Source organism: Thiocapsa sp. (genome assembly GCF_018399035.1).
Taxonomy (GTDB): Bacteria; Pseudomonadota; Gammaproteobacteria; order Chromatiales; family Chromatiaceae; genus Thiocapsa.
The window spans coordinates 4,532,036-4,549,849 of sequence record NZ_CP073760.1 but is presented as its reverse complement, the minus strand read 5'-3'; the positions used below and the strand labels follow the sequence as shown (position 1 = coordinate 4,549,849).

The window sequence follows — 17,814 nt, the reverse complement described above, 5'->3', positions numbered from 1 at the left end:
GATCCCATCCGAAACCATCGCATACAGCGCCGGGCGCGGTTTAGGCCGGTGGCGTCCTTGACAGAATCCTATACGGTGACCACAATCAAGCAGTCGCATCATATTGGTGACTACAAAATGTCCGTCTCGGTCCGAGAGCTCAAATCCAGGCTTGCGCATTACCTTGCCGAGGCTCGCACAGGCCAACCCATCGAAATCACGTCGCACCGCCGGGTGATTGCGCGGCTCACAGCCGTTCCGAACGGCGACGAGCACGGCATCGGCCGACTACTGGTCTCCGGGGCGGCGCAGTGGAGCGGCGGCAAACCAGCGGGCGCCGATATTCGTCTCTCGCCTGAAGGCCCCTTACTCTCGGAGCTGGTCCAAGAAGATCGGGGATGATTTTGTTTTGCGACACATCCGCCGTGGTCAAGCTCTACGTTGCCGAGCCGGACAGCTCCCGGGCGAAGGGCCTCGTCGCAGAGGCAGACGCCGTCGTGGTGTGCCGGATCGCCTGGGCCGAATTTCATGCAGCGGTGGCACGGCGCGCCCGTGCAGCCCCGGCTGATCAGTCTGCGCTGGAGCTCGCCAAGGCGGACCTAGCCAGGGACTGGCCCCATTATGTCGTAATGGAGGTCACGCAAAATCTTGTGGTGCGTGCCGGGGAGTTTGCCGATGCCTTCGCCTTGCGCGGCTACGATGCAGTGCAATTGGCGGCAGCCCACATCGCCATGGTGCAGTCGGATTTGCCGCTCTGTTTTTCCTGCTTCGACCGGCGTTTGAATCAGGCCGCAAAACTCCTCGGCCTGACCCTGCCCTGAGTCTCGACAGGAGCGCTGCTCGCTTTCGCGCCGCAGGAGCCCGGCCAAGACAGGCGTGAACCACCGGAAAAAGGCCGGGACGTCGGAATAGGTCATCGACATACCCCGACGAACATTGGAACGTCGCCTTCAACAGGCGCGGCAGCGGGGTGTGATCGAACGGCTCGGAGGGTCGGCTCAGGCACGCACCACCTGGATGCGCCTGCCCCCTGGACTGGTCTCGGTCTGTGCGCCGGTGCGCTCGCGGATCGGCGGCTGACCCGAGCGTCGGTCGAAGATCACCAGCCAGCCCGTGACGATACCCAGGCCGGCGAGATAAGCGTCGAGTTGCCCGAGCCCTTCGGTGAGTGGGTCCGAAGCGCCATCGCGCCAGACCTTCAGCTCCATGCCCAAGGTCACTGCGCCGTAGCGCAGACAAAGATCCATCCGCCCCATGCCGATGGCGTATTCGCGCTCGAGGATTCCGCCGCCGTTGATGACGCGGTGCAGGAAGGCCATCAGCACCAAGTGCGGGGCGATCTCGTGATAGGGGGCGCTACGCAGGAGCGGCTCCCGTGCCGGCGCCAGAACACGAGGAAGGCATCCAGCAGACGTTCGGGGTTCAGACTGCCGTCGGCGTTCAGCCAGGTCGGGGCGATGCGGGGCAAGGTATCTTGCGGCCCGCCGGCCAGGGCACGGGGCAGCACCTCGCGATAGATGGGATTGGCCACCACCAGTCCACCCGTGCCGTCGCGTCGCAGCAGGCCCAGATCGACCAGATACTGTCGGTCGTCCTCCGACACCTCCCCGTCGAGGTTCCTGCCAACATCGGCTCGATCACGCGCCGCACGCGTCCCTCGCACAGCTTGTCGGCCAACTGATCGAGATGGGTCACACGCTCCGAAATCATCTGCTCCTTGGCGTGATCGATCAGGTCGGTCGTGATCGGGCGGCTGCGATCGCGCCCCTCGGGCATCTCGAAACAGGCCCGGTACGCGAGTGCATTGACCAACCAGGGTTGGCCTTGCGTCAACTCCCAGACCCGCGCCAGTGCATCGGGGGTAAAGACCTGTCCGGTCTCGGCCGTGTGCTCCAGCAGCAGCGTCCCGACCTCGGCGGCGGTGAAGTCGCCCAACCGCAACGACTTGGCCTTGATGTTGAACGCACTGCCGCCGGTGATGATCGACGCCTCTGCCGTGGAATGAATCCGGTAGTCACGCAGATCGCGAACGCCGCAGAGGATGACGGTCTGCGGAAAAGCCCCCGGACGCTGCGGATAGCCTGCGCGCAACTGGCGCAGCAGGCTGATCAGGGTATCGCCGATCAGGGCATCCACCTCGTCGAGCAGCAGAACCAAGGGCTTGGAAGAGCGTTGGCACCACTGTGTCAAAAACACCCCGAGGGCCGAGCCGGGCGGCGTAACGGCCAACACCTCCGCCGCATGCAGAGCCGGGGCGGCATCGCCGAGCCAGACGCCCGCCGCGGCGGCGATGTCGGTGACAATCGTCGCCATGGCCGGGTCGACCCGCTCGCGATAGGCCTGTGCCCCCTCCAGGTTGGCATAGACCGCCCGATAACGGCCCTCCCGGTTCAGATGCTCCATCAACGCCAGCAGGCAGGTGGTCTTGCCGGTCTGCCGCGGGGCATGGAGCAGGAAGTATTTCTTCTGCGCGATGAGCATCAGGATCTCGTCTAGATCCCAGCGTTGCAGGGGCGGTAGACGGTAATGATCCTCGGACCGAACCGGGCCCTCGGTGTTGAAGAAGCGCATCGAACACCTCGCGGACGACAGGATACCCCGAGCATAACATGCAGGTTCAGGACGACAGCCGGGGCGGAGCCACCCGGCACTCCGGCGTTTTCGACCGGCGTTTGAATCAGGCCGCAAAACTCCTCGGCCTGACCTTACATTGGGTCTCGACAGGCGCACCGCTCGCCTTCCCGCCCACTCCGTCACAGCCCGGCTGCCGGGACGGCACCTGCACGGCAACCGGACCTGCCGGCGCCGACCACAGCAGCAGATGCAGCTTCTCAAGCCCGTCGCGAGACGCGAGGAGCACCCGCCTTTCAGCCGCGCTCAGACGCGTGCGGCGAATGCACCGCGGCAATGGATCGAGGCAGTCAGTGTAAAATGGTGCCTGCACGCACGGCGGTCTCCCCAGTGGGGCTCGTCGCTTTCCGGAGACAACGGCCTCCTAATGCACGCTCCATTCCAAGCAAAAAACGATTAAAGATGCTGAAGACAGTCATCCTTGCCATGGAATCTCTCAGAGTCTGTTCCCGGCTTTTTCGGCACAACTTCGACGGACCCACGCGATCCAGGGCCCACGGCCGCGCAGGGCTCTCGCGCAAGCGCTGCAGCACGCCGCGAGTGCGGGCGATGGTTGGAGCCTCGTCGCGGTCGACCGACTGGTGCCTCGCCCGTCAAGCGGCGGAGGCGGCGTGAGCGCACAACTCGACATGCGCCCGCCGCGGGCAACCCGCCGATTGTTGCTCGCGGCGCTCGGCCTGATCGGCGCGGTGGCCGTCGTCGTCGGACTGGTCGGCGCGCCGCTCTACGGCGATGGTGGATGGTACTTCATGCGGATCCTGCTGACCGGCGAGCCGCTGATCCCGAACCTGCGCGTGAGTGCCGCACTCGCGCAGGTCCCGGTGCTGCTCACCTGGCGCGTCTCCGATGATGTACTGGTGCTGCGGCACGCGTTCTCGCTCGGCTACGCCCTGTTGCCCTGGGCATCGCTCGCCATCGCCTGGTGGCTGGTGCGGCGGCGCGCGCCCTGGCTCTGGGCCTATCCTGTGCTCGGGCTTCTGGCCTTGCAGCTCAATTTCTCGGGCGTGTCGGAACTGATGGTGACGTTGCACCTGAGCTGGCCGTTCGTGCTCGCCGCGCTACTCTATCCCGAGCGTGTCGCCACCTTGGCCTACGGGCTCGTGCTGGGGGCGGTGCTCGTATTTCTGCATCCGCTCTCCTTCACCGCGGCGGCCCTGCTCGCGCTGCTGGCGGTCACCATCGCCCGGCGCGGCGCGGGGCTCGACGCGCGGCGCTGGTACTGGCTCGCCGGCGGGTTCGCCGCGGCGGCGTTGGTGCGCTTGGCCTGGACGATCACCGGCCTCACCACCTATGAACGCGGCCGCTTGGCCCCGGAGGCGGCCGCGGGTTATCTGCTGCCGGCGACCGACCTGCAGCTTGGGTTCCTGATCGGCATCGGCCTGCTCGGTCTCGGCTGGACGCTGCTGGTCGTCGCGCCGCGGCAGCCTTGGCGCGGACGTCTCACCGCCTTGCTCGGCCCGGTGGCCTGGCTGCTGCCGCTCGCCGCGCTCGGAATCGGCGCCGGCTTTCTGCTCGGCGAGGGCATCCGGCTCAAGGTCGGACTGAGCTTCGGGCTCGGTTTAGGGCTGACGGTGCTCGCCGCACTTGCGGTATTCGCTGTAGAACAGCGGAGCACGCCGCTGTCGCCGGCCGTGCGCGGGCGAACGCTGCGGCATCTGATCGCGGCGGCGACCGCAGCGATCCTGCTGCTGGCGGCGGCCCGCTCGGTGGCCTGGTGGACGGCGACGCATGGACTGGTCAACCTGACCGCGAGCAGTCCCGAGACCTGCATCCCGTTCGGTCCCGAAGAGCCTTACGCCATGCAATGGCCGTGGATGGCGATCGTCGACGACTGGGCGGCGCCGTTCAACGCATTGGTCTTTCGCGGTGACCCGGAGCTCGGCCCGATCGCGTTGCTGTTGAAGCACGACGCCTGCGCGCAACTCGCCGAAACCGGCATCGTGCACTTCCCGGGCTGGATCAGCCTCCCGTTCCCGGCGCTCGAAGCCCGATTCGGGCCGCTGCGCCGTTGATGTTCCAGATCCATGGCGGGTAAACCTGGCGGTCTCCAACGCGCCCGCCACCATGCGGCGAGCCATGCGAGAGCAGCGACCGCGGATGACCGGCTCCCCGCCTCCCAATCGAGGTCCTCCAGGCGCAGCCTGGCCACCTCGCCGGGCTTAGGTGGGCTGCGGGGATGGCGCCTGCACGGCAGCCGGACCTGCCGGCGCCGACCACAGCAGCAGATGCAGCTCCTCGAGCCCGTCGCGATGCGAGAGGAGCACCCGCTTTTCAGCCGCGCTCAAGCTGTCCGGCCCCTCGTCCTGGAGCTGGAAGATCAGACCCTCGAGATAATGCCTGCGCCGTCGGTTGGGGATCTCTTCCGGCAAGAGCGAGGCGTGCAGCGCATAGGCGCAGGGATCGATGACGGCGCGATACCACAGATCCCCGACGATCTCCTCAGTGCCCCCTTCACCCGAGCCGGCGTCCGCCGAGCACAGGGCGCTTCCGGTGTTCTTCATCTGCTCGGTCAGCAGCTCGAGGACGCGCGGCGGGCGGTGCTCCTCGGGTGTCAGGAAGAGTCCGAGCGCCCTCGCCCGCTGACCGGGCCAGACCCGACTGGTCGCCATCGAGACCGGGATCGCGAGCAGAAGACCGGCCAAGACAGGCGTGAACCACCAGAAGAAGGCCGGGACGTAGTAGTAGGTCAGCAGCCCTGCCCCGACCGCCAACAGGGTCTGCCCACCATGGGCGCCGATCGCCTCCGTCACGCCGGTCCCGTGATCACCCCGCTGTTGCGGCGGCCAACCGACGACCTTGCGCAGCAGGATCGAGGCGACGAACTTGCTCTGAAAGAGCATGAGCACCGGGGCATAAAGGACCGACAGCAGACTCTCCAGCAGGACGCTGAGCGTGGCACGGGGCAATCCGCCATGGGCTGCCCCCAAGCGCGGGCGAACGGCGAGCAGCACCAAGGCGAACAGTTTCGGCAGAAAGAGCATGGCCAGCGTCACCCAGAGGACCGTGGCCATCTCGACCACATAGGACACGGGCCAGATCGGCAGCAGATAATCGCCGAAGAAATACACCGGCACATCCAGGCTGTTCAGATACGCCTGCAGGCCGGTGAGCAGCAGAAACAGGAGCCACAGCGGCGAGGCCAGGTAGGACATCACGCCCATCGCCAGGTGGACCCGATTCAAGGGCCTGAAGCCGCCCGCAAAGACGAGCCGGGCGTGCTGCAGGTTGCCTTGGCACCAGCGCCGATCGCGCTTGGCATAGTCGATCAGGGTCGGGGGGATCTCTTCATAGCTCCCGCCCAGATCGTCGGCGAGCCAAACCTTCCAACCGGCGCGCCGCAGGAGTGCGGCCTCCACGAAATCATGGCTCAGGATCTCCCCGCCGAACGGCTCGTGCCCGGGCAGCTCGGGCAGACCGCAATGGGCCGCGAACGCCTCGACTCGGATGATGGCGTTGTGTCCCCAGTAATTGCTGGTATCGCCTTGCCAGTAGCTCAGCCCGGCGACGAAGATACGCCCGTAGAGGCTGCTGGCGAACTGCAGGACACGCGCGAACAGCGAGACCCGGTTGACCGGCACCGGCGGGACCTGGATCAGTGCCACATCCGGATCGCGCTCCATGCGCGCGACCATCTCCACGAGGGTCTCGCCGGACATGAGGCTGTCGGCGTCGAGCACGATCATGTAGCGATAGCGCCCGCCCCATTGGCGACAGAAATCGGCGAGATTGCCGCTCTTGCGGCTCGTGTTCTCGACCCGGTTGCGATAGAAGATGCGCTCGGGTAGACCCGCCTCGACGGCCCATTTGCGCCATTGCAGCTCTTCTTCGACCCAGATGTCCGGATCACGCGTGTCGCTCAGGACGAAGATCTCGAATCCCTCGGCCTGTCCGGTCTCCTGCAGCGATCGGTCGATCGCACGCAAACCGGCGAAGACCCGCTCCGGATCCTCGTTGTAGACGGGCATGACCAGGGCTGTCTTGAAATCCGTGCCGAGTGGCGGCGCGGCGGCGCGTGCGCTCGGCGGAGGGTCCTCCTCCCGGACCAACAGGCGGATGAAACCGATGGCCGCGGTCCAGAAGGAGGCGCCGATCCAGAGGATCAAGATCGCATAGAGCAGCAGGAGCGCAAATTCCAGCGGGGTGATGCCGCCCTCCTGAAAGACGCCGCTCAGCAGGCTCATGGCGCCGAACGTGGTCAGCAACACCAGTGAAAAGAAGAGGATCCGACGATAGGCGGGGTCGGCACGCCCGTGCGAGGAGACGCCCTTCATCGGGATTGTCCGAGCGTCGCACGCCGACTGAGAGATCCGGCAGGCGATCCTGGACGCATCCCGCGCAGCCTGCGCGCGAGCCGTCGAAAGAGACGATGACAACAGGGATCGATGCGTTGCGTCGTCATGGCCAGAGGCGCCAAGGCCGGGACGGGCGCAAGACTGCCGGCACGGATGCGCTCGCCGGTCTGAGCGTTGGGCTGATCAATGGGGTGGGGCGTGCGCCCCGACCAGACCCCGACCCAACCGGGAACCGCGCCGCCCAGGACGACCGCACGGGCCACTCCGCGCATCGACCCCGGCGCGTCCGGACCGAGCTCGCTCGCCAGCCACTCGTCGAGCAGCTTGGACGCCTCCTCGATCCCGGTCTCCACCGCATCGGCCACCAGGCTTGTCTCCACCTGATGCTCGAAGCGCGCGCGGATCGCCGTCGACAGGCGCTCGAGATCGCGCGGGTCGCGCACCCCGAGCGCGCGCAGGTAACGGGCGACGCGCGGCGCCGCCTGCTCCCAGTCGGCCGGCGACGCGGCCACCGGCTCGCCGCCGTCGAGCGACGCATGCAATGCGTCGCCGACCGGTGCGCTCACTGAGGAATCCATTCGAAGCTCCAGGTCTCCGACAGCACGTCATTCACGTCGTAGAGGAAACCGCGCAGCTCCGCCGTGCGATCGCGCTCGGGTGTCAGCTCGAAGAAGAGCCGCCACCCTCCGGTCTCCGGATTGTGCTGCGCGATCGGCGGAGACAGCTCGCCGGAGGAGGTGGTCACGGTCGCCATGACCGGGGTCTCGGGCGGCAGCTTCGAGAGGTTCTCGCCGACGAAATCCACGACGAACTTGCGCCGATCCGAATCGAGCATATCCGTTCCCGCAGCGCCGATGCGGGTCGCCAGGGTCCGTCCGCCCGTCAGGCGCGCCTCTGGATCGCCGGAATACCTCAGACGATAGGCGAATTCCATCTCGTCGCCGGCTTCAACGCGGCGCTCCGGCGTCCAGAAGGCGACGATATTGTCGTAGCGCTCCGAGTTGCTCGGGATCTCGACCAACTCGACCACGCCCTTGCCCCAGTCGCCGATGGGCTCGACCTGCGCGCTCGGGCGATTGTGGTAATGGGCCTCGAGGTCCTGATAGTGGGCGAAGTCGCGGTCGCGCTGCAGCAGACCGAACATCCGCGGGTTCTCGACCTGAAAGGTACTGATGCGCAAACCGAGCGGATTGATCAAGGGACGCCAGATGCGCTCGCCGGTTCCGGTCTCGATGATGAGTCCGTCCGAGTCATGCACCTCGGGGCGGAAATCATCCGTGAACCGCTCGGTGAGCTCGCCGTGCATAAACATGCTGGTCAAGGGTGCAATGCCGACCTTCTCGACCGACTCCCGGAAGTAGAGATGGTTCTTGACGTCCATGGTCGTCTCGAGCCCCGGTTTGATCACGAACCGAAAGGCGCCCGCCACGCTCGGGCTGTCCATGAGGGCATAGACCTTGATCTCGACGGCGTCCTCGGCGGGTTTCTCGATCCAGAGCTCGCGAAACAGCGGAAATTCCTCGCGGGTCGAGAGGCCGGTATCGATCGCCAGACCGCGCGTGGTGATCCCGTAGTTCAGATTCTGGGCGACCGCGCGGAAATAGCTGGCGCCGAGGAACACCGCAACCTCGTCGAAGAGATCGTCGCGATTGATGGGGTAGAGCAGACGCAGACCCGCGAATCCCAAGTCGTGCGGGATCTGCTCGGGGACCGCATTCTTGCCGTAATCGAACAGCTCGGTCGAGAATTCGATCGGCCTAACCCCCTCCCCGTCGATCAGATTGATGGTCACCCGATCTTGGAACATGAATCCGCGATGGAAGAACTGGACCTGAAACGGCAGACCGTCACCCCGCCACATCGAGTGATCCGGCCGAAAACGGATATCCCGGAACCCGTCGTAGTCCAGCGATGCGAAGGCTTCGGGAAGCTCGGGGGCATCGCGTTGGTAAGGCGCCTGGGCCAGCTCGGCGGCACGGCGCACGACGTTCGCAAAGGTGAAGGCCCCGGGCACGCCGGCATCCTCCGGCGCCGCGGCGGGCTGGGAGACGGCCTCTCCCGCCAGCGTCATCGCACAAGCGACGAGCAGGCCGACGGAGATGCGTTTGAGGTCGCGAGATCGGTTCATAGTCGGAAGCGCCAGGTTGTCCAGTGAGAGATGCCGGTTGGAGAGCGTTGTTATGGGCTGCGAATGGCGGAGTCGTCGATACCTGGCGCGGCGCCCGTGCGGTCCGGACAACCGACATCGAGTGGCTCGGCTCGCGGCCGCAACAGTGCATCGGGATCGTCGAGGATAGATTCGGATCGCTCGCCGCGGACTCGCCGTCGACGCACGGCCGCCGCGGCGCCGACCGATCGGCCGACCCGCGGTGAGCACCGCGAAGATGAGGATGACCCTGGCGTGCGACGCGGTATCGATCCGAAGCGCGAGGCTCCGGCTCCTTCTCCACCGCCATCAATCAGGTCAATATACACGCACATCTTAAGCGAGCGTCAGGTCCGCGTGAAGCCCTCCGAACGACGTCGCGACGGGGGGTTACGCGGCGCTCGGATCAGACGTCGGGATCGCCGCCGGCGGCGGCTCGCCGACCCATCTCGATCTCGATGCGATAGAGCCTCGCGGAGGCCGGCAGGACGATCCGCGCGGTCCCCGCCGAGAGCACCGCGTCCTGTCCATCCAGACGGGCGACGACGACCTCGGCGCCGCCATGCGGATTCGCGACCCGGATGTCGCAACGGGTCACCCCGTCGGGGAGGCGGTAGAAGAGGCGAAACCCGGGCCAATCGCTCGGGTGTGCGCGTGTGCCAGACCGGAGTGAGGCGTTCAAGCAACGGGGCCACGCGCGCGTTGTGACCGAGCTCGGCAAGAGCCATCACCGCCCAGCAGGCCGCGTGGGTGTACTGTCCGCCGTTCTCGCGCACGCCGGCCACGTAGCCCTTGATGTAGCCCGGATCCTGCGGCGTGTCGACGAACGGCGGGGTAAGCAGGCGGATCAGACCCCGATCCTCGTCGACCAGCTCGGAGTGCAAGGCGGCCATCGCCTGCTCGGCCCGGGTGCGATCGACCGCGCCCGAGAGCACGGACCAGGCTTGAGCAAGCGCATCGATCCGACATTCGCTGTTGGTGCGCGAGCCGAGCGGAATGCCGGCGTCGTCGTAAGCGCGGCGATACCAGGCCCCGTCCCACCAGGCGTCTTCGAGAGCAGGGACCAGCGCGTCGCGATAGGCGACGTAGGCGGCGACGCGCGCGGCGTCTCCGCGCCGTTCGCAGAGGGGCAGCACATCCTCGAGGATGCGATACAGGAAGAAGCCCATCCAGACGCTCTCCCCCCGCCCGAGACGCCCGACCCGATTCATCCCGTCGTTCCAATCACCCGTGCCCATCAGCGGCAGGCCAGGTTTTGGTAGGTCAGCCAGCCGTTGAGCATGAGATCGATCGCCGGGCTCGGGGTCTCGACCCGAAGCGCGTCGGTCAGGTCGGTCCAGAATCCCCTCACCTCCGAGAGGGCCTCGGCGACCGCATTCGCACGGCGATAGCGTGCGAGCAGGGCCTCCAGCTCGGCCTCGTCGAGACACTCCCCGAGCAGGAAGACGCATTCCGCCGTCTCGCCGGGTGCAAGCTGGATCCTCGACTGCTGCGCGAAACAGGCGTCCGGGCCTGAACCGTCGGAATCGCTTTGGGCGGCACCGCAGAGATCGTCGCCGGAGAGGACGGCGGCCGGCGAGACAAGATCGCGATGCCGGCCGATGAAGGCGGCGCGATCGCAGGTCAAGCCGACCGGCTCGACCCGACCGCTCGTCACCAGGGTCGCGGCGAAGACGATCGCACCGGCGAAGTCGCCCGCGGCCGGATCGTTGAACCAAGGGGTCAGCCGATTGGCCTGGCTGTTGCGACACCAGGTATAGCCCGCGCCCGTCTCGCTGACCAGGAACCCGGCGCGCTCGTTCGCGACCACGTTGATCCAGGGCTGAGGCGGGCGGTGCAGCGTGTTACCCGTCCCAAGGCAGGCGGATCACGTAGACACGGCCATCCGACGAGAATCCGCCGTGGCCGTTGAAGCATCGCAAGGCCTCGCCGCCCCGGTCGAGCGCATCCATGTCGGCGCAGGGCGGCCCCGTCGTTGTTGCCGACTCGGGTGACTGCGGCGCCAGACGCGCCGGGGAAGGGGCGTCCCGTCCGTCTCGAAAGGGTCGAATCAGCCCCAAGGCCGACTCGCGTCCCTCCGCCGCCCCGGTCAGAAAGAGGATCTCCTCGTCTCCCTCGGGCGGCAACTCGACGACGACGCGCAAGGCGAGGATCGGATCCAGGACACTGCCGAGCGCACCGGACAGCGGCGCCGTGCCGAGCAAGGCCGCCGGGGCGTGCGGGCTGCCCCCGCGCCCGAATCGGCCCCGGCCGACGTGACGGCCGCTGGAATCGGCGCGGTTTAAAGACAATCCCGGTCGGCGCAGACGCGGATCAGGTTACGAGGACGCGCGCCGGCAAGGCCCTGATCGCCAGCTCGGTCGCCGTGACCTCGTCCGCCGGCTCGCCGTTCACGGTGACCGTGCGCGAGGCGAGAGCGAGCGGCGGGGCGAAGCAGATCCCGCCCGGCGGGATCCGGTCGAGTCCCGAGAGGCTCAGCTCGAGCGCATCCCCCGCCCCGCGCCCGAGATGCAGATCCAGTCGCCCGTAACAGGTCGGCAGCCCGGTCACGCTCACCGGGCCTTCATCCAACCAGTCGAACGGAATCCCGCCACAGACCACGAGCGAGGCGTCCGCCTCGCGCTCGTAGGCGAAGAGATCGCGGAAGACCAGGACATACTCGGCACTGATCCAGGCATGCGGCAGGTCGCCCTGATGGCCGGGCGTGCGCGGATCACGCCAAATGATCTCGGGCCACTGGTGCCAGGCCGGCGGGCGCAGATCGGCAAGGAGCACGCGCAGAACCTCGTGGGCCTCGCGGCGGCACCCGAGTCGGACGAGGGCTCCGACCACGCGGACCTCGTAGGGGCTGTAATTGGTCCAGTCCACGCCTTGCTCGTGCATGGCGCGAAAGCGCTTCAAAAGCTCCTCGAAGGTGCGCTGCAAGGCGGTCGCAGGCAGGTGGTGGCCCTCGTCGATCAGGGTCAAGGCCACCGCGATGGCGGTCGGGTCGGGGTCGGCCCATTCCACCGAGCCGGGGATGAAGTCGATCCCGCGCTCGGACATGGTCAGCGCGATCGAGGCGTAAAGCGTGCTGCGAAAATCCTCGCAGAGCGCGGTCAGACGCGCATGCTCGGCATCCTCGCCGAGGATCTCGGCGAGCCAGGCGGCATCCTTGAGCCCGCGCACCGCCCAGAGGTCGTCCCAGTAGGCGTGTACCGGCTGGGCGAGATACCCCTCGTGGCTCACCGACTCGGGCAGAAGACCGAAACAGGCACGGCGCTCGGGCGTGCACTCCGCATCGGTCAGACGCCGGGCGCGCAGCTGCTCCAGATAGGCGACGGCGCGACACACGGCAGGCCAGAGATCCGCGGCGAGCTGTCGGTCGCCGGTAAAGCGCACCGGCTCGGCGACGGCGAAGATGAATTCGCCGAGGCTATCGTGCTCGGGCAGCCAATCCGGGCCGGTGTGGTCGACGCAGCAGGGCACCTCGCCGGCCTCGGTCTGAAACCCTGCATACCAGCGAATAAAGTCGGCCGATTCGCTCCGGCAGCCCATGCGCAGCAGCGCGGCGGACATGACCGCACCGTCGCGGATCCAGGACCGGGTGTAGCGACGCGGCCCGGGTTGAAAGGCGGGTCCGTCGCGGTTGATCAGGATGTGGGCCAGCGCCGTCTTGGCGGTCGCCGCGAGGATGCGGGCCGAGGGCGGAAGCCTGAAGGCAACGGCGCCGAGCCGCTGCGACCAGTCGCGCACCGCCTCGGCGAATCCGGCGTTCGCATCGAGCCCGTGCCCGAGACGCAGTGCATCCAAGTCCAGCCCCGCGCCGTCCCGTGCGAAGGGGATCGCGATCACGACCTCATCCACCCCGCCGGGCGGGAGCACCCGATCGAACCGCAGCGCACCCGAGGCAAAGCCGAGCGGGTCATCCGCCGCCGGGTCCGGCGGGAGCCGGCCGACGGCGAGCCGATCGGTGATCGCACCCTGATCGAAGGTCGCCGCGCCGAAACCGCTCGGCGCGCTCAGCGGGATCAGGATCTCCTCGTCGTTCACCCGCACCCGACCGTCGCGATAGGCAAGCCGATGGATCGGACTCACGCCGCCGATGTCGGCATAGCCCTGCCACGGCGGCGAGATCTGGAAGGGGCGCACCGCGACGAAGAGGCTGGCCGCGACCGGGGTGTCGCGCCGATTCTCCAGACGATACCGCGCATAGAGCAGCCGCTGCCCGAGAGCGCCGACCGCAAAGGCGGTGGTCGCGAGGACCAGACCGGCCCCTGCCCCGAGCACCGAGGGGATCGGCAGCTCGCCCTGCTCCAGAGCCGGTATCGGCGCCAACTCGGCCCAGCCGAGCAGAGCCTCGTCGACGAACAGAAAAGGCTCGAGCGTCCAGCCCGCACCTCTGCCCGCGGCGGGGCCGACCTCGATCAACCCGTCCTCGTTGAGCAGGGCCGGAACCCCCCCGTCGGGGACATCCACCGCCGTCCAGTAAGTCTGCTCGCGATAGAGCCAACGCGGATAGTGCCCGCGCGGTGCGCGCTCGGCCACATGATGAAAAAACTCGTTCGGAGAGCGCGAAAAGGCATCGGACTGAAGCTCGATCCCCCAGAGTGCCGGATAGACGCCGTCGGGCCCCGGATCGAGCGCAAGCCGCAAATAGCGCGAGGATGCGTTCGGCAGACCGACGAAGCTGCAGGCACCGCCGGCACGGGAAGCCGAGTAGAGCAGGCGCCAATCCTCCCCGTCGTTCGATGCCTGTACGCGGAAGGCGCGCTCGCCAGCCGGGGCGTACGCGGGATCGCTCCAGTGCAGGATCAATCCGCCGTACTCGCATTCGCGGCAAAAATCCAGGGTGATCCATGCCTCCCCGCAACCGCAGCCGGCACGCCAGTCGGTCGCGGATCCAGCGTCGAGAACAGCCGTCGGTGGATGTCCCGGCAAGGCGGCCGATGCCTCGATTCGCGGCGGCCAGGGGGGTGTGCGGTCCTCCATGCGAAGGTCGGCGATGCACAGATGACCGCGCCCACCCGAGCCTGCGACGATCGCGATCTCGATCGCACCGATCTCGCGCGCGACACCGCCGCCGGCCGGTCCCCAGGCGAACTCGATCAGGCGGCTCGGGATCTCGAGGAGGTGCCGGTCGCCGTCGAGTAGGGGCATCTCCTGCCGGTAGCGCCAGACGTTGGTCCCGCCCGGATCGACCAGCTTCAGCTCGAATCCATTGGGCGGCATCGCACCGCGGACCGCGAGCCGAAGACAGTAGGCCGGCGGCAGTACGAGCCTTGCCGGATGCCGGGCGACGACGAAGCCGCCGCCGCCGTGGAAGTCGAAGTCGAGCCGCAGCGCCGATCCGTCGGGACCGGCCTCGGAGTGAAGCCGAAGCTGCGCCCGTCCCGAGGCGTAGGCCTGCCAACGCGAGGGGTCGAGGAAGTCATCCAATATCTCGCTCGTCATGGGCTGCGGATCCCGCGGGTGGGGGTTGAAGGGCGTCGGTTCGGGCGAATGCAGGAACACGTCGATGATCACGCGCAACCGGTCACGCAACCGGTCAGGGCGTAAGGCTATACTCGCGCCCGGCCAGCGTCATCCGCGACGTTGGGCCAGGCTAGCCGGAAGGGTCGTCGTGCGCTCCGCCGGCACTCGCGTCCCCGATCTCGAAGGCCCGGCTCCACCATGATTGCACTGCGCACAACCATCAGTCGCGCGACCTGGAAACGCTTTCTCGAAATGCTCGCCATGCTGGGGCGCTCGGAGGTCGGCGGCAAAGCGAAGCTGCTGTTCGCCTTGTTGATCCTGCTTCTGTTCGGCATCAACGGCCTGAATGTGCTCAACAGCTATGTCGGCCGTGATTTCATGACGGCCATCGAGAACAAGAACATGGGCGGCTTCCTGCACTTCGCCCTCCTCTACGTCGGCGTCTTCGCGCTCTCGACCCTGGTCGCGGTCTATTTTCGCTACAGCGAGGAGCGCTTGGGTCTGGTCTGGCGCAACTGGCTCACGGCCAGGGCGGTGGAGCGTTATCTCGATGATCGGACCTATTTTCGCCTGCACGACACGGTGGATCTGGCCAACCCGGATCAACGCATCAGCGAGGATATCCGCTACCTCACGGCCACGACGCTCTCGTTCGTGCTCCTCTTGCTCAACGCAACCTTCACGGTCATCGCCTTCTCGGGCGTCATGTGGAGCATCAGCCCGCTCTTGTTCGTCGTCGCCGTCTCCTATGCCGCGCTCGGCTCATTTATGACCGTGCTTCTAGGTAAGCCTTTGATCCGCCTGAATTACGACCAGCTCGACAAGGAGGCGAACTTTCGCTCGCGCCTGATCCATGTCCGCGAGAACGCCGACTCCATCGCGCTCCTGCGACGCGAGGCCAGACTGAAATACCAGCTGCTCGAGCGCCTCGCCGATCTGACGGCGAACTTCCACCGCATCATCCTGGTCAACCGCAACCTCGGATTCTTCACCACCGGCTACAACTACATGATCCAGATCATCCCGGCCTTGGTGGTCGCCCCCTTGTTCATCAAGGGGGAGGCCCAGTTCGGGGTCATCGCACAGTCCGCGATCGCCTTCGCCCACCTGCTCGGCGCCTTTTCGCTGATCGTCACCCAATTCCAGTCGATCTCGGCCTATACGGCGGTGATCGCGCGTCTGGCGGGGCTGCGCGAGGCGATGGGCGACGACGCAACCCCGAGGGCCTCGAACATCGAGATCCGCGACGCAAGCGACCGCATCGCGTTCGAGGCACTCACGCTGCGCTCGCCGCGCAGCGGGCGCGACCTGGTCAAGGCGTTGTCCATCTCGGTCCCGCGCGGCAAACGCGTCTTGATCATCGCGCCGAACGAGTCGGCCAAGACGGCCCTGTTCCGGGCAACCGCCGGACTTTGGGACGCCGGCGAAGGGCGAATCCTGCGCCCGAACGATCGCGCACTCATGTTCCTCCCGGAGCGGCCGTATCTGCCGCCCGGAACGCTGCGGCAGTTGGTCACGCCGAGCGACTCGAACGGATCCTTCACCGACGAGCGCATCCTTGCGAACCTGCGGGCACTCAAGCTCGAACCCGCGCTCGTTCGGGCGGGCGGGCTTGACGTGGAACCCAACTGGAACGAGCTGCTCTCCCTCGGCGAGCAGCAGCTTCTCGCGTTCTCGCGGGTCATCCTCGCCGAGCCCGCCTTCGTCATGCTCGACCACCCCACGCGGGCGCTGAGCGAATGCCAGATCGACGAGCTGCTCGGAATGCTGCGCGAGCGCGGGATGACCTACATCACGCTCGGCGACGAGGACGACGATCCCGCCGCCTACGACGAGGTGTTGCTGATCGACCAGGACGGCACCTGGAGCGCGCAGACATGAACGAACCCCTCGCCGAGATGCAGAAGGGGTCGCCGTCGCGGGGCTTCCTGTGGGGTGCCGCGACCTCGGCCTACCAGATCGAGGGCTCTCCGCTTGCCGACGGCGCGGGGCCGAGCATCTGGCATCGCTTCGCCCACACGCCCGGTCGCGTCTTCAACGACGACACCGGGGATCTCGCCTGCGACCACTACCGGCGCTGGCGCGAGGATGTCGCCTTGATGGCGTCGCTCGGTCTGAACGCCTATCGCTTCAGCGTGGCCTGGGCGCGCGTCCTCCCCCGGGGCACCGGGCGGGTGAATCAGGCGGGCCTGGATTTTTACCGACACCTGGTCGATGCGTTGCTGGAGCAGGGGATCGAGCCCATGCTCACCCTCTATCATTGGGATCTGCCCGAGGCGCTCGACGCGCGCGGGGGCTGGGCGAGCGACGCGAGTCCGGGCTGGTTCGCGGACTATGCGCGGATCCTGTATCGCGCCCTCGGCGATCGGGTCCGCCTCTGGATCACCCTGAACGAACCCTGGGTCATCACCGCAGGCGGCTACCTTTACGGCGACCTGGCACCCGGACATCGCAGCCTGCACGAAACGCCGATCGTCGCGCACAACCTGCTGCGTGCCCATGCCGCGGCCTCGGCAAGCGGCCGTGCCGAGGGGATCGGGCGCATCGGGCTCGCCGTGAACCTGGAACCGCAGTATTCGGCGAGCCCATCGGCAGACGACATCGCCGCGACGGCACGCCGCGACGCCTTCATCAATCGCTGGTTTCTCGACCCGGTCTTCTTCGGTCGCTATCCGAGCGAGATGGAGACCATCTTCGGCAGCGCTTGGCCGCGGCACAGTGCCGGCGAGCTGGACACCCTGTGCGCCCCGCCGGATTTCATCGGCGTGAACTATTACTCGCGCTCGGTCGTGCGCGCGGATCCGACCGAGGAGCCGGTCGGGGCCCGCCGCGTGCGCCAAGATGCGCACCCGCACACGGCGATGGACTGGGAGGTCTACCCGCAAGGGCTCACCGACATCCTCCTCTGGGTCCAGGGACGTTACGGCAACCCGCCCGTCTACATCACGGAGAACGGCGCGGCCTTCGAGGACCCGCCGCCGGTCGCGGGGCGACTCGGCGACCGGCAGCGCGTCGCCTATCTGCGCAGCCATCTGCGCGCGGCCTCCCGCGCGCTGCGCCGAGGGGTCGATCTGCGCGGCTATTTCGCCTGGTCGCTGCTGGATAACTTCGAGTGGAGCTACGGCTACGCGAAACGCTTCGGCCTGGTGCGGGTCGACCCCGTCGATCGGCAACGCCTGATCAAGGACAGCGGTCGCTTTTATCGCGACGCGATTCGCCGTTACGGCACCGGCCCGCGGCACGACGACCTGACCACGCCGGGCTGAGCCGGCTCGGGCCGGGGCGGATCGGGCTGGGTCGAGCCCCGTCGCG

14 protein-coding genes are annotated in these 17,814 nt (G+C 67.2%); 5 read left to right on the top strand and 9 right to left on the bottom strand.

What is annotated here, in order from left to right; all coding sequences use genetic code 11:
- The first annotated feature begins 57 nt into the window (after positions 1-57).
- Together KFB96_RS20730 and KFB96_RS20725 are read left to right on the top strand one after the other, a co-directional pair.
- A complete protein-coding gene (locus KFB96_RS20730) occupies positions 58-381 on the top strand; it encodes a type II toxin-antitoxin system Phd/YefM family antitoxin (protein WP_213460979.1) in 324 nt (107 codons plus the stop codon).
- Positions 378-800, top strand: a complete 423-nt coding sequence (locus KFB96_RS20725) for a type II toxin-antitoxin system VapC family toxin (RefSeq protein WP_213460977.1) — start codon at positions 378-380, stop codon at positions 798-800. The genes KFB96_RS20730 and KFB96_RS20725 overlap by 4 nt, the downstream gene beginning before the upstream one ends.
- Before the next feature lie 177 nt (positions 801-977).
- On the opposite strand, the gene KFB96_RS27050 is transcribed toward KFB96_RS20725, so the two are convergent.
- Positions 978-1,307 carry a hypothetical protein gene (locus KFB96_RS27050; RefSeq protein WP_300970624.1) on the bottom strand — a complete coding sequence of 110 codons (330 nt, stop codon included), beginning with the start codon at positions 1,305-1,307 and terminating at the stop codon, positions 978-980.
- Between the two features lie 112 nt (positions 1,308-1,419).
- Positions 1,420-2,550: an ATP-binding protein gene (locus KFB96_RS20720; RefSeq protein ID WP_300970622.1), complete on the bottom strand. Its 1,131-nt coding sequence runs from the start codon at positions 2,548-2,550 to the stop codon at positions 1,420-1,422.
- A gap of 671 nt (positions 2,551-3,221) precedes the next feature.
- On the opposite strand from KFB96_RS20720, the gene KFB96_RS20715 reads away from it, so the two are divergent.
- Positions 3,222-4,622 (top strand): hypothetical protein, encoded by a 1,401-nt coding sequence (locus KFB96_RS20715; protein ID WP_213460973.1) that lies wholly within the window; start codon positions 3,222-3,224, stop codon positions 4,620-4,622.
- Positions 4,623-4,769: 147 nt separating this feature from the next.
- Here the strand turns inward: KFB96_RS20715 and mdoH are convergent, their stop codons facing one another.
- The 7 genes from mdoH to KFB96_RS20690 form a co-directional block, all read right to left on the bottom strand.
- A complete protein-coding gene (mdoH, locus tag KFB96_RS20710; protein WP_213460971.1) occupies positions 4,770-6,881 on the bottom strand; it encodes a glucans biosynthesis glucosyltransferase MdoH in 2,112 nt (703 codons plus the stop codon).
- Positions 6,878-7,468, bottom strand: coding sequence for a hypothetical protein (locus tag KFB96_RS20705; protein ID WP_213460969.1), 591 nt, complete (start codon positions 7,466-7,468; stop codon positions 6,878-6,880). Before KFB96_RS20705 ends, mdoH begins: the two co-directional genes overlap by 4 nt.
- A complete protein-coding gene (locus tag KFB96_RS20700; RefSeq protein WP_213460967.1) occupies positions 7,465-9,030 on the bottom strand; it encodes a glucan biosynthesis protein in 1,566 nt (521 codons plus the stop codon). Before KFB96_RS20700 ends, KFB96_RS20705 begins: the two co-directional genes overlap by 4 nt.
- A gap of 365 nt (positions 9,031-9,395) precedes the next feature.
- Positions 9,396-10,286, bottom strand: coding sequence for a hypothetical protein (locus KFB96_RS27045; RefSeq protein WP_300970621.1), 891 nt, complete (start codon positions 10,284-10,286; stop codon positions 9,396-9,398).
- A complete protein-coding gene (locus tag KFB96_RS27040; protein WP_300970620.1) occupies positions 10,286-10,858 on the bottom strand; it encodes a hypothetical protein in 573 nt (190 codons plus the stop codon). The genes KFB96_RS27045 and KFB96_RS27040 overlap by 1 nt, the downstream gene beginning before the upstream one ends.
- 34 nt (positions 10,859-10,892) lie before the next feature.
- On the bottom strand, positions 10,893-11,339 hold the full coding sequence (locus tag KFB96_RS27035) for a hypothetical protein (RefSeq protein WP_300970619.1): 447 nt from the start codon (positions 11,337-11,339) through the stop codon (positions 10,893-10,895).
- Between the two features lie 22 nt (positions 11,340-11,361).
- Positions 11,362-14,481, bottom strand: a complete 3,120-nt coding sequence (locus tag KFB96_RS20690; RefSeq protein ID WP_213460966.1) for a hypothetical protein — start codon at positions 14,479-14,481, stop codon at positions 11,362-11,364.
- A 219-nt stretch (positions 14,482-14,700) separates the two neighbouring features.
- Here KFB96_RS20690 and KFB96_RS20685 point away from each other — a divergent pair, with 219 nt between their 5' ends.
- Both KFB96_RS20685 and KFB96_RS20680 read left to right on the top strand, forming a co-directional pair.
- Positions 14,701-16,383: an ABC transporter transmembrane domain-containing protein gene (locus tag KFB96_RS20685; protein ID WP_213460965.1), complete on the top strand. Its 1,683-nt coding sequence runs from the start codon at positions 14,701-14,703 to the stop codon at positions 16,381-16,383.
- The gene (locus KFB96_RS20680) at positions 16,380-17,768 is read left to right on the top strand and encodes a GH1 family beta-glucosidase (protein WP_300970618.1); all 1,389 of its coding nucleotides are present in this window, start codon (positions 16,380-16,382) and stop codon (positions 17,766-17,768) included. Before KFB96_RS20685 ends, KFB96_RS20680 begins: the two co-directional genes overlap by 4 nt.
- Positions 17,769-17,814 lie beyond the last annotated feature (46 nt).

Coding starts and splice junctions, on each gene's coding strand:
- KFB96_RS27045 (WP_300970621.1), bottom strand. CDS start 10,286: ATGGGCACGGGTGATTGGAACGACGGGATGAATCGGGTCGGGCGTCTC.
- KFB96_RS20680 (WP_300970618.1), top strand. CDS start 16,380: ATGAACGAACCCCTCGCCGAGATGCAGAAGGGGTCGCCGTCGCGGGGC.
- mdoH (WP_213460971.1), bottom strand. CDS start 6,881: ATGAAGGGCGTCTCCTCGCACGGGCGTGCCGACCCCGCCTATCGTCGG.
- KFB96_RS20725 (WP_213460977.1), top strand. CDS start 378: ATGATTTTGTTTTGCGACACATCCGCCGTGGTCAAGCTCTACGTTGCC.
- KFB96_RS20720 (WP_300970622.1), bottom strand. CDS start 2,550: ATGCGCTTCTTCAACACCGAGGGCCCGGTTCGGTCCGAGGATCATTAC.
- KFB96_RS20685 (WP_213460965.1), top strand. CDS start 14,701: ATGATTGCACTGCGCACAACCATCAGTCGCGCGACCTGGAAACGCTTT.
- KFB96_RS20700 (WP_213460967.1), bottom strand. CDS start 9,030: ATGAACCGATCTCGCGACCTCAAACGCATCTCCGTCGGCCTGCTCGTC.
- KFB96_RS20690 (WP_213460966.1), bottom strand. CDS start 14,481: ATGACGAGCGAGATATTGGATGACTTCCTCGACCCCTCGCGTTGGCAG.